Source organism: Arthrobacter sp. AG367 (assembly GCF_007828995.1).
Classification (GTDB): Bacteria; Actinomycetota; Actinomycetes; order Actinomycetales; family Micrococcaceae; genus Arthrobacter.
Genome location: NZ_VIVE01000007.1, coordinates 1 through 11,100, shown reverse-complemented (window position 1 = coordinate 11,100; position 11,100 = coordinate 1). Strand labels below are relative to the sequence as shown.

13 protein-coding genes, 1 tRNA gene and 1 pseudogene are annotated in these 11,100 nt (G+C 65.9%); 6 read left to right on the top strand and 9 right to left on the bottom strand.

All coding sequences use genetic code 11. The features are described from left to right. Nucleotides 1-480, bottom strand: a complete 480-nt coding sequence (locus FB478_RS16310; RefSeq protein ID WP_018769901.1) for an FHA domain-containing protein — start codon at nt 478-480, stop codon at nt 1-3. Continuing rightward, nucleotides 477-1,220, bottom strand: a complete 744-nt coding sequence (locus tag FB478_RS16305) for a DUF3662 and FHA domain-containing protein (protein ID WP_018769902.1) — start codon at nt 1,218-1,220, stop codon at nt 477-479. Before FB478_RS16305 ends, FB478_RS16310 begins: the two co-directional genes overlap by 4 nt. Nucleotides 1,221-1,615: 395 nt before the next feature. Here FB478_RS16305 and FB478_RS16300 point away from each other — a divergent pair. After that, nucleotides 1,616-1,698 (top strand) — tRNA-Leu (locus tag FB478_RS16300). Between the two features lie 125 nt (nt 1,699-1,823). On the opposite strand, the gene FB478_RS16295 is transcribed toward FB478_RS16300, so the two are convergent. After that, nucleotides 1,824-2,558 (bottom strand): FadR/GntR family transcriptional regulator, encoded by a 735-nt coding sequence (locus FB478_RS16295; protein WP_056392305.1) that lies wholly within the window; start codon nt 2,556-2,558, stop codon nt 1,824-1,826. 9 nt (nt 2,559-2,567) lie between these two features. Continuing rightward, nucleotides 2,568-3,695, bottom strand: a complete 1,128-nt coding sequence (locus FB478_RS16290) for an L-talarate/galactarate dehydratase (RefSeq protein WP_144601130.1) — start codon at nt 3,693-3,695, stop codon at nt 2,568-2,570. Nucleotides 3,696-3,849: 154 nt separating this feature from the next. Between FB478_RS16290 and FB478_RS16285 the strand changes: the two genes are divergently transcribed. Beyond that, the gene (locus FB478_RS16285; protein ID WP_144601129.1) at nt 3,850-4,779 is read left to right on the top strand and encodes an NADP-dependent oxidoreductase; all 930 of its coding nucleotides are present in this window, start codon (nt 3,850-3,852) and stop codon (nt 4,777-4,779) included. 30 nt (nt 4,780-4,809) lie between these two features. On the opposite strand, the gene FB478_RS16280 is transcribed toward FB478_RS16285, so the two are convergent. Next, nucleotides 4,810-5,523, bottom strand: coding sequence for a TetR/AcrR family transcriptional regulator (locus FB478_RS16280; protein WP_026265867.1), 714 nt, complete (start codon nt 5,521-5,523; stop codon nt 4,810-4,812). A 135-nt stretch (nt 5,524-5,658) separates the two neighbouring features. On the opposite strand from FB478_RS16280, the gene FB478_RS16275 reads away from it, so the two are divergent. Next, nucleotides 5,659-7,050 carry an NAD(P)/FAD-dependent oxidoreductase gene (locus tag FB478_RS16275; RefSeq protein ID WP_144601128.1) on the top strand — a complete coding sequence of 464 codons (1,392 nt, stop codon included), beginning with the start codon at nt 5,659-5,661 and terminating at the stop codon, nt 7,048-7,050. A 66-nt stretch (nt 7,051-7,116) separates the two neighbouring features. Beyond that, nucleotides 7,117-7,599, top strand: coding sequence for a pyridoxamine 5'-phosphate oxidase family protein (locus FB478_RS16270; RefSeq protein ID WP_018769908.1), 483 nt, complete (start codon nt 7,117-7,119; stop codon nt 7,597-7,599). 38 nt (nt 7,600-7,637) lie between these two features. Here FB478_RS16270 and FB478_RS16265 read toward each other — a convergent pair whose 3' ends face one another. Then, a complete protein-coding gene (locus FB478_RS16265) occupies nt 7,638-8,246 on the bottom strand; it encodes a DUF6919 domain-containing protein (RefSeq protein WP_018769909.1) in 609 nt (202 codons plus the stop codon). 59 nt (nt 8,247-8,305) lie between these two features. After that, the gene (locus FB478_RS16260; protein ID WP_056392304.1) at nt 8,306-8,962 is read right to left on the bottom strand and encodes a hypothetical protein; all 657 of its coding nucleotides are present in this window, start codon (nt 8,960-8,962) and stop codon (nt 8,306-8,308) included. Nucleotides 8,963-9,177: 215 nt separating this feature from the next. On the opposite strand from FB478_RS16260, the gene FB478_RS16255 reads away from it, so the two are divergent. After that, nucleotides 9,178-9,558 (top strand): VOC family protein, encoded by a 381-nt coding sequence (locus FB478_RS16255; protein ID WP_056392303.1) that lies wholly within the window; start codon nt 9,178-9,180, stop codon nt 9,556-9,558. A gap of 3 nt (nt 9,559-9,561) precedes the next feature. On the opposite strand, the gene FB478_RS16250 is transcribed toward FB478_RS16255, so the two are convergent. Beyond that, nucleotides 9,562-9,966 carry a DUF5997 family protein gene (locus FB478_RS16250; protein WP_026265869.1) on the bottom strand — a complete coding sequence of 135 codons (405 nt, stop codon included), beginning with the start codon at nt 9,964-9,966 and terminating at the stop codon, nt 9,562-9,564. On the opposite strand from FB478_RS16250, the gene FB478_RS16245 reads away from it, so the two are divergent. Further along, complete coding sequence (locus FB478_RS16245) at nt 9,929-10,762, top strand: LysR substrate-binding domain-containing protein (protein WP_018769914.1); 834 nt, start codon at nt 9,929-9,931, stop codon at nt 10,760-10,762. The genes FB478_RS16250 and FB478_RS16245 overlap by 38 nt on opposite strands. Before the next feature lie 84 nt (nt 10,763-10,846). On the opposite strand, the pseudogene FB478_RS16240 reads toward FB478_RS16245, so the two are convergent. After that, nucleotides 10,847-11,100 (bottom strand): annotated as a pseudogene (locus FB478_RS16240) (hypothetical protein); the annotation flags it as partial.

Here is an 11,100-nt window from a genome sequence, read left to right as displayed (position 1 = left end):
TCACGGCCTCAATTCAATGACCGTCTTGCCGATTCTCACGGGGACCCCTGGCTCCACGGGCAGGGCACGGGTCAGTTGCTGGTCTCCCAGGTAGGTTCCGTTGGTGGAGCCAAGGTCTTCGATGAACCAACGGCTGCCCTGCGGGAAGAGCCGGGCGTGGCGGCCGGAAGCGTAGTCATCTTCCAGCACCAGGGTGGCTTCCTGGGCGCGGCCCAGCAGGATGGGGCTGGCCGCCAGGGGCAGGGTCCTGCCCTTGAGCGGGCCTTCGACCACCACCAGTTGCCGGGCCTGCTGCTTTACGGGCTGCGGGGTCTCGGCAAGTTCCGGGTTCCGGCGGACCTGGCGGGCGGTGGGCACGCCGGATGCGGCCTTCCGGCCCAACATGAGGTCCCGGCGCATGGCGGAGACGATGCTGAAGATGAGTACCCAGAGGAGCAGCAGGAAGCCGAACCGCAGCGCGGTGATGGTCAGGTCGCTCATGCGTGGCCACCCGGGTTGGCAGGAAGCAGGCGGAAGATGATCTTTGTCCGTCCCATCGTGATGGTGGAGCCGTCTGTGAGTTCGATGCTTCCGGAGACCTTCTGCCCGTTGACGTAGCTGCCGTTGGTGGATCCCAGGTCCACGGCGCTGGTGGCGCCGTTGGCCGTTCGGATTTCCAGGTGGCGCCGCGATACGCCTGTGTCATCAATGTGGATGTCCGCCTCGGACGACCTGCCCAGGACGATGGACGGGGCGTTCAGCGAATAACGCTGGCCCTCGATGTCCAGCACAGGCTGCAGCCTCACGGGCGGCCGGCTGGGAGCTGCCGGCACGTTCGGCCGGGGCGGCGTGGCGCCGCCGGAGCCTTGGGACTTTTCGGTGGAGGAGGCAATTTCGAAATCACCGGGGCGGAGTGCCGTTTCGCGGCGGAAGGAGATCCGGACGGGCCCCTGGAGGGTGTAGCCCTGGCTCCGGACGTGGTTGATGACCACGTCGCAGAGTTCTTCGGCCAGCGGCGTGCCCCACTCCTGTGCGCGTCCGAAGTCCTCATCGCTGAGCTGGACGTCGAAGACGTTGGGCACCAGCGTACGTCCGGCCGCAATGGTGATCGCTTTATGGTCCACCTCGCGGCGGAGCCTGCTGGCGATCTCCACAGGTTCGACCTGGGCCTTGGAACCGGTGGAGAAGACACCGCGGACGGCCTTTTCAATGCCACGTTCAACCTTGTCCAGCAGACCCATGGTTCTTCTCCTTTCCCCCCGGTTCCGGGGCAGTAGTTGTTGCTGACCAGCACCTGCAGGGCGGTCCGGCACTGCGCGGCATGCCCGCCGGCAGCGGCCACTCCTACATCCGATACTACTGGGCACCCCTGCGAATGACCTTAATCCACAACGGCCGGGCGCCGGCAAAAGTTCAGATCCGTGACTGGTCCGGTCCCAACCCGCGCAAACCGGCGGCGGCTCCGGCCCTCCGTCTCCGGCCGGTAAGGCCCCTCTGTTATGCCGCCTTTAAGGGCATGTGGAAAGGGTGCCGGCGGCCAATTGGTAATTTGCGGCATCTGTCCGTTATGCTTGATCTCGCTGCTTTTACGAGGCGCGGAAACGGGAAACCGGACCGGCTGAGTGGAAGAAGTTGCGCGCGAGTGGCGGAACGGCAGACGCGCTGGCTTCAGGTGCCAGTGTCCGAAAGGGCGTGGGGGTTCAAATCCCCCCTCGCGCACGCAAATGGTAAGGGCCCCAATCACACGATTGGGGCCCTTACCTATTTAACACCGGGCTGGGTCTGGAAACGTCAGGGGCTTGTTCGCAGATCCGGCCCTCGAGGGCCTGGATCCGCGAACAGGCTTAGGACCCGGCGGTCCTGGCTGCGTCCTCCTGACTGGACGGGCGCGCCGACGCCTTGAACCGGCGTCGTGAGTTTGCCAGGTGGCAGCGCATGGCTGCCGCGGCCCCAGCCTCGTCACCATCTGCGATGGCGTCCCGGATGGATCGGTGCTCCAGCACCACCTGGTCGAAATGGTCCCGGGCGTAGTGTTCGACGCCGGTCATCAGGCGGGTGCGCGGCATGGCGATCATGGTTTGCCCCAGCGCCGCCAGGCAATCTGAGTAATAGGGGTTGCCGGATGCCGCCGCCACAGCGCGGTGGAACTCGAAATCCGACTTCATGGCGTGGGCAGGGTGGCCTGCGCTTTCGGTGAAGGATTCCAGTGCGGCGCTGACGGCCCGCAACTGGCGGTCCGTGCGGTTCCGCGCCGCCAGTGCGGCGGCTTCGGCCTCCACTCCCATCCGGAATGCCAGCAGGTGCAGCCGGTCCTCCGTGGTGGCCACCGGGCGGCCACCCGGCACTGCCGGGGGCACGTCGGTGGGGGGAGTGAGGGCGAAGCTTCCCCGCCCCCGCTCGGTTTCGACAAGCCCTTCGGCCTGGAGCCGGGTGAGGGCGGCGCGGACGACCGTGCGGCTGACGCCAAAGTCGTTGATGAGCGTGTTTTCGCTGGGCAGCTTCTCGCCCGGCTGGATCACGCCGTCGACGATGCGGTTGCGAAGGTCAGCGGCAAGGTCCGCGGTGAGGTTCCGGCTCATGGCTCAAGATTACGCGCCGAACTCTACGCGCTCGGTGGTCCAGGCACGAGCCTGATCGCTGAGCGTGATGCCAAGGCCCGGGCGGTCCGGAACGATCATGCGGCCGTCTTTGGTTTCCAGCCGTTCATTGAACAGCGGGTCCAACCAGTCGAAGTGCTCCACCCAGGGTTCACGGGGGTAGGCCGCCGCGAGGTGGAGGTGGATTTCCATGGCGAAGTGCGGTGCCAGGCCCAGCCCGCGTTCGTCTGCGAGGGCGGCGAGGCGCAGGAACTGGGTGATGCCGCCCACGCGCGGGGCGTCGGGCTGGATGATGTCGCAGCCATTGGCGCTGATCAGGCCCTTGTGCTCGGCCACGGACGCCAGCATCTCGCCGGTGGCAATGGGCGTGTCCAGGACCTGTGCCAGATGGGCATGGCCTTCGAAGTCGTAGGCGTCCAGGGGCTCCTCGATCCAGACCAGGTCGAATTCCTCGAGGCGGCGGCCCATCCGCAAGGCGGTGGCACGGTCCCATTGCTGGTTTGCGTCCACCATGAGCGGCACGTCCCAGCCGATGTGTTCGCGGATCCCTGCCACGCGGCGGAGGTCTTCCTTGCTGTCGGGAAGGCCAACCTTGATTTTGATGCCACCGATGCCTTCCTCGACGGACTGCGTGGCCCGGGCCTTAACTTCGTCCAGGGTGGCATTCAGGAAGCCGCCGGAGGTGTTGTACGTCCGGACGGAGTCGCGGTATGAGCCCAGGAACTTCGCCAGCGGCAGGCCTGCGCGCTTGGCCTTGAGGTCGTACAAAGCAATGTCGACGGCGGCGAGAGCCTGGGTGGCGACGCCGGACCGGCCCACCGAGGCACCTGCCCACAGGAGCTTGGTGTAGATCTTCGCGATGTCGTTGGGGTCCTCGCCGATGAGGCCTTCGGCGACTTCCTTGGCGTGGGCGTACTGCGCCGGGCCGCCCGCGCGCTTGGAGTAGCTGAAGCCGATGCCGGAGTGGCCCAGCTCCGTGGTGATCTCCGCGAACAGGAAGACCACCTCGGTCATGGGCTTCTGCCGCCCGGTGAAGACCTTGGCGTCGCTGATGGGAACGGCGAGGGGAAGGCGGGCGGTGGACAGTTTGACGTGCCGGATCAGATCAACGGTGCTCATAAGTTCTCCTGGAGGCGGGATAGGGCTCCTTCGCCCCACCTGCTTAGGATATAAGTATCAGACTTGTATTACAAGTACATCCGCCGGAGGTGTGGTGCGACACTCCCGGGCCGGAGCAGGAATAGTGGCGGACCGCTGCGCCGTTGTCGCAGGCATGAAGGCAATTACCTACAGCGAATACGGAAGCCCGGACGTCCTTGAATTGACCGAGAGGCCGATGCCGAAGGTGGGGCCGGGGATGGTCCTGGTCAAAGTGAAGGCAGCCTCGGTGAACCCCGTGGACTGGAAGATCATGGCCGGTTACCTGGATGCGGCAATGGACCTGCAGTTTCCCGCGATCCCGGGATGGGACGTGGCGGGGGTCGTCGAGTCGGTGGGGATCGACGCCCGGGCGTTCCAGCCCGGTGACGAGGTCATTGCCTACGGCCGGAAAGACTATGTCCATGGCGGAAGTTTTGCCGAGTACATCGCATTGCCGGAACGGCTGCTGGCCCGCAAGCCCGAGTCTCTGGGATGGAACGAATCGGCGGGGCTTCCGCTGGCCGGACTGACTGCTTACCAGGTCCTGAACCGCCTGGGCCTCGAGTCCGGTGAGACTGTCCTTATCCACGGTGGCGCCGGTGGAGTGGGGTCGCTGGGCATCCAGATTGCGGTGGCACTGGGTGCGAAGGTCATTGCAACGGCCTCCGAAAAGAACCATGAATTCCTCCGCTCCTTGGGGGCCGAGCCGGTTGCCTATGGGGAAGGACTCGTGGAGCGTGTTCGTGCATTGCGTCCCGCCGGCGTGGAGGTCGTTGCCGACTTCGCTGGAGGCAATCTTGAGGCGACGCTGGCCGTACTGGCTGAAGGGGGCAGGCATGCATCCATCGCCGACAGCGAAGTGGAGGAGCACGGCGGCACCTGGATGTGGGTCAGTCCGGTGGGAGCAGACCTGCAGGAGCTCGCCGGGTTGGTGGACCGGAACAACATCAGGGTAGAGGTTGCCAAGGTTCTTCCGTTGGCTCAGTCCGCGGAGGCTTTCCGCCTGAACATGGAGGGCCATACCCGGGGCAAGATCGTGGTGGCCGTGAACGGAGAAGCCTGATTCAGGGCTTTTGCGGCACGGCGGCCAGCGCTATGAACCGGATGTGGCGTCCTGTGTCCGCAGAGCCCCCAGCCCGGAGATCAGCGCATCAAGCCCCAGGCTGAAGGCGGTGTCGGCAGGCCGGCCACGCTCCCGGCCGGCTGCCGAACTGCGCACCGCGGCGGAGAAGTTGGGGGTGGAGCCGGCCATGGAGCCGGAATCGAAAATGTCCTCCGGAGCGGTGACGTCGTAAGCGGAGCCGAAGATGAAGGACTCCAGCGCCACGATGGCGGGGATGATGCGCTCCTGGGGGAAGCCGGCGTCGAGGAACCCCTTGCTCACGGTTTCGTACATGGCAAGGGTCTGCGGCGCGTCCGTCACGGGCAGGACGGCGATCACGGGAATCAGCGGTGTGTGCTCGGCGAAGACATCCCGGTAGCTCCACGCCCAGGTCCGGACGGCGTCCTCCCAGCTCCCGCCGCCGAAACCCGTAACGTCCACCAGGGACATCAGGTGGTCCTCCACCAGCAGCAGGACGTCCTGCTTTGATGCCACATGGTTGTAGAGGGCGGAGGGAGCGACGTCCAGCACCTTTGCCAGGGCGGCCATGGTCAGCCCGTCATATCCCTTGCGGCTGATCAGTTCCAGTGCGGCTTCGGTAATTCCGGACTTGGCCAGCACGGCCGCAGACGGCCTGCCTGCCCGCCTCCTTTGTGCTCCGCCGTTGCTGGTGGAGCGTCCCTGTGCGGCTGATACTGCCGGCATTGCTGCCCTTTCGTCGATGTCCCCTGCATTATTCCACCCGGCACTTCCCCTCCCGGCAGGCACCCGCTATAGTTCTCATAAATGAATGGCATTCATTTAGTGGTCCCCGTCACTAAGGGGCCCAGAGAGGACATCATGCTGAACCTGAACCGCGACGTCGTGGTCGTCGGAGCCGGGCCGTCCGGACTCACCGCCGCCCGCGAACTGAAAAAGGCCGGCCTCACGGTCGCCGTGCTCGAGGCCCGTGACCGCGTGGGCGGCCGCACCTGGACCGACACGGTGGACGGTGCCATGCTCGAAATCGGCGGCCAGTGGGTTTCCCCGGACCAGACCGTACTCCTGGACCTGCTCCAGGAGCTGAACCTGGAAACGTACCCGCGCTACCGCGAAGGGGAGTCCATCTACATCGGCGCGGACGGCGCACCCGTGCGCTATACGGGTGACACGTTCCCGGTGGATCCGGACACCGCCGTCGAAATGGACCGCCTGGTGGCCCTGCTGGACGGCCTTGCGGCGGAAATCGGCCCCACAGAGCCCTGGGCGCATCCCAAGGCGCGTGAACTGGACACCATTTCCTTCCATCACTGGCTCCGGCAGAACTCGGGCAACGAGGAAGCGTGCAAGAACATTGGCCTCTTTATCGCCGGCGGCATGCTGACCAAGCCGGCCCACGCCTTCTCTGCCCTGCAGGCCGTCCTGATGGCAGCCTCCGCAGGTTCGTTCACCCACCTGACGGACGAGGATTTCATCCTGGACCGCCGCGTGGTGGGCGGAATGCAGCAGGTCTCGCTGCTGCAGGCGCAGCAGCTGGGTGACGACGTAATCCTTAACTCCCCGGTGCGCACCGTCAACTGGGAGCCGGATTCCGACGGCGGCCACCGGGTCACCGTTGAATCCGACCGGGCCACGGTCAACGCCCGGTTTGTGATCATGGCCGTACCGCCGAACCTTTACTCCCGCGTCTCCTTCAACCCGCCGCTGCCGCGCCGCCAGCACCAGATGCACCAGCACCAGTCCCTGGGCCTGGTGATCAAGGTGAACGCCGTCTACAGCACGCCCTTCTGGCGGGACAAGGGACTCTCCGGCACCTGCTTCGGGGCGGACGCCCTGGTCCAGGAGGTCTACGACAACACCAACCACGGCGATCCGCGCGGCACCCTGGTGGGCTTCGTGTCGGATGAGAAGGCGGACGCCGTCTTCGAACTCAGCGCCGAAGAGCGCCGGAAGGCCATCCTGGAATCGATCGCCGGCTACCTTGGCGACGAGGCCCTGGCGCCGGAGGTCTACTACGAGTCCGACTGGGGCTCGGAGGAGTGGACCCGCGGCGCCTACGCCGCCAGCTACGACCTGGGCGGACTGCACCGTTACGGCAAGGACCAGCATGCACCCGTGGGCCCCATCTACTGGTCATCGTCCGACCTTGCTGCCGAGGGCTACCAGCACGTGGACGGCGCGGTCCGCATGGGCCGGATTACCGCTGCACGCATCGCCGAGGTGGCAAAGGTGCCGGTGGCCGCTGGCTGGTAAATAAGCATGCTTACTAATAGGCTGGCGGCGGGGAGCGTCCCCGACTTTCGACGAACGAGGTGAGGCATGACTGACGCCCAGAGCATCAGCAAGGTTACTGAGATCATCAACGATTCCAGGATCGGGATGGTCACCACCATCAACGAAGAAGGCGCCCTCGTCAGCCGGCCGCTGGCCGTCCAGGAGGTAAAGGACGACGGCGACATGTGGTTCTTCACCGGCCTTGGCACTTCCCAGGTTGCGCATGTCCGGGCTGATCCGCGCGTGAACGTCGCCTTTGGCAGGAAGACCGAATGGGTTTCCGTGGCCGGGACCGCCGAAGTGGTCACAGACCGGGCAAAAATCCGTGAACTGTGGAACCAGGCGGTTGAAGCCTGGTTCCCTGATGGCCCGGATACCCCCGAGGTGTGCCTGCTGCGCGTCGATTCGGATTCTGCCGAGTACTGGACCAGCCCCGGCGGCACGGCCGCCACGGTGCTGCAGTGGGTGAAGGCAAAGGTCACCAACAGCCGGATGAGTGTCGGTGAAAGCGGCACCGTGGAGCTGTAGTTCCCGGGAGCGCCGGGTAAGCGAACGGGGCGGAGCGGCTAGGGCTGCTCCGCCCCTTTCAGTGCCTGCAAGACCGCCGGAAACAGTACGCCGTTCCTTCCCCAGACCGGATCCAGGATTTCCACGTACCAGGAGTCGGCCAGGAGCAGGGCCAGGGCATCATTGGTTTCCTCTGCCCAGTCCCGGATCTGTTCCTCCTCAACGGGGTTCTCGCTGGAGCCGAGCACGGTGGTGACTTCCGATCCGGCAAGGGTTACCGGGATGGCTGCACTGCTTGCCTCGCCCGGTGCATGTGCCACGGTCACCAGTTCGGTGCGGGTGGACAGCGCCAGCAGTTCACCGGCGGTGGCGGCGCTGCAGAATCCGGTGACGTACTCCCGTTGGGCCGCGGCCCCGTTACGGATGCCGGGCTGGGATTCCTTGGTGAACAACCCGTGACGGTTCAGCTCTGCCAAGTCTGTGGCGATGGGTTTGGTCTCGTCGTCGGAGCCCGGCGCAAAGTGTCCAGGCTGGTAAGAACTCCCGCCCTCCAGCCACCGGGCAGTCAGTTCGCCGGCCGCTTCCAGTGTGGTGGCCTGCCGCCAGACTCCGCGGTCCTCCAGCAGGCGGCCATACTGATCGTGGACAGGCAGTTCCTCAGGCTTCATCCTGGGATGCTACCGCCGGGCTCTCCGCTGATCCACCGCCGGCGACACAGCAGTTAACCTCAGGTGGCCTGCTCCGCAGGCAGCGCCGCCGGGATTCCCGCCGCCCGTTCCGCCGCTGCCAATGACGCAGCCAGCCTTCCGACGGCGTCCGGGTAACCCTTGTGCGCGGCCGTCCGCAACTGGTCCGCCGTCCGCATCGCCTTGATCAGTGCCGACGTTTCGGGCAGCCGCACGTCAGTCAGTGCCGGGTAGTCGATGCTGTACGCCGGATCAAGTTCGTAGCGCTGCCACCGGACCATGAGCTCGTCGTGATGCGCGCTGGCGGCCTGGTGGGCCGAACGCTGCCGCCGCCCTTCCCGGCGGGCGGTGCGCCAGGCCAGGAACCGGGGGCTGCCAAGGTAGGCGGCGATGCCGGCAGCGGCAGCTGCCCCTGTCAACAGCAGTCCAGCCCACGGCGAGACCAGGGCGGGGATAATCAACGCGGGAAGGGCGACACAGGCACCCAGGAACAGGTCCCAAAACAGCTGGTCCGGAGCCTCCGCTGCGCGGCCGGCCAGTGCGTTGCCGGCTGGTGCGCTGCCTCCGGAAGCCAAAGCCCGGCGTCGGACAACAAAGACCGTGGCGGCCACGCTGGCCACCAGCACGGGACCGCACAGCAGGACCGCCCACGCACCTTGAAGCAGCCCCTGCATCAGAGACTCCGCCACAACTGACATCCTGCACCTCCAGCGCCCAGCCCCCGGGCCGGAAGAGGCCGGGCTGGTCCTTCCATTGCACCGTCTCCCGGGCGCAGCGTCAATGGCGGAGAAGGCGTGCCACAACCTCACACCGTCAGAAGGGGCGGAAGAGGCGCTGCAGCCGCTGCTTGATCAGGTCATTTCCTGGTCCAAGGCACTGCAAACCGTCAGGAGCTGAGCGGTACGGTGAAGGCATGCGACTCAAAATGTGCAGCATCCACGTCCAGGACCCCGCCGCCGCCCATGCCTTCTATACGGGAACGCTCGGCTTTGACACGCTCATGGCCATGCCGGAGTACAACCTCTACATCATCAAAGACCCGGGAGCGGACGACAGTTCAGTAGGACTCCTCCTCGAGCCCAGCGACAACCCAATCGGCGCGAACTACATGAACGCCGTGCGCGAGGCGGGCCTACCCGCAATAGTCTTCGGGGTTCCCGATGTGCAGGCGGAATACGACAGGCTGGTGGCCGCCGGAGTCAGCTTCAAGACCCCGCCCACCACGGATCCGTTCGGGACCAGTGCAGTGTTCGACGACGGCTGCGGAAACTACATCCAGATCCACCAGGACTGAGGGCTAACGGGCCTGGGTGCGGTCCTTCTTCGCCTGCTTCTTCGCGGCCTCTTCCTTGACCCGCTGGGCCTCCGCGCGGACAGCCGCGTGGGTGGCACGTTCGGTGACCAGCCACTGCGGCGGAGCCTGCAGCAGCGCGGTGATTTCCGCCGTCGTCAGTGCTTCCTCCACGCCGCCGCGGGTTAGGCCGCTGATGGACACGTTCAGCTTCTGTGCCACCACGGGGCGGGGGTGCGGGCCGTTGCGGCGGAGCTCGGCGAGCCATTCCGGCGGGTTGGCCTGCAGTTCGGCGAACTCCTCGCGGGTGATGGTTGAATCCTGGAACTCCTGCGGCGTGGCCGGGAGATAGATGCCAAGTTTCTTGGCAACGGTGGCCGGCTTCATGGACTGGGAGTTTGCAGAGGTCATGCTTCAAGGGTATCCGGGCGGCGGGTACTGTGAAGACGTGCCCTCCGACAATACCCCCTCGCCTGATGCCCAATCCGCCCCTGACGGGCCGGCCGACCAGGCGGCACCCCGGGTGCTGCGCATCGCATACGTGGCCGGCGTGACGCCGGGCAAATGGATCCGCCGCTGGGAAGAGCGGATGCCGCATATTCCCCTTGAGGCATTCATGGTCGACGACGGCGCGCAGCTTGGGAAGCTGCGGGACGGCGCGGCGGACATGGGTTTTGTCCGCCTTCCCATCGAGCGGGAAGGGCTCAGCGTCATACCGCTCTACGAGGAACAGCCGGTGGTGGTGGCGCCGAAGGGGCACGAGATTTCAGTGTTCGAGGAAGTGGCCCTGGCCGACCTGGCGCAGGAGTCATTCCTCGATGTTGCTGCCCTGGGCGGACCGGAGGCCGCGCTCCAGGTGGTTGCCGCCGGCGCCGGCCTGGTGGTCCTCCCCATGTCGGTGGCCCGCCACTTCAACGTCAAGGACACGGTGGCGCGCAGGCTCACCGGCGCGGACGGAACTGAGATCGCGCTGGCCTGGCCGACGGAGGCCACGGATGAGGTGCTGGAGGAGTTCATCGGCATCGTGCGCGGACGCACTGCCCAAAGCTCACGCCAGCCCTCGGCCCAGCCGGTCAAGGTCAAGAAGGATCCGAAGCCGGACCGCCGCGGCACCGGCGCCAAAAAGGCGCCCAAGGTAGCCCAGAGATACGCCCCCAACCCGGACAAGGGCCGGGGGAAAGGGTCCCGAAAGAAGGGCAAGCGCTAGGCAGGAGTCCAGGCCCGGCAACGGCAAAGCCGGCCCGCGGGATGCGGAGCCGGCTTTGCTTTGGTACGTGGATACCCACGCGGGTTACGTGTTTTGGACGTGGTCTTTGGCGTCGGTAGCGCGGTCTTTGACGTCGGTGGCGGCTTGTTGGCCTTCGAGTTTGACGTTTTGGGCGGCGTCGGTGGCGGTGGCCTTGACGTTTTCCATGGCTTCCTGGGCTGGTTCCTTGAGGTCCTGGGCCACGGTTTTGGCGGCGTCGGTGACCTGGGTTGCCAGGGGCTGGGCTGCGGTTTTGAGCTGGTCCGCGGCTTCGCGTTCCTTCTGGCTTGCCGGGATCA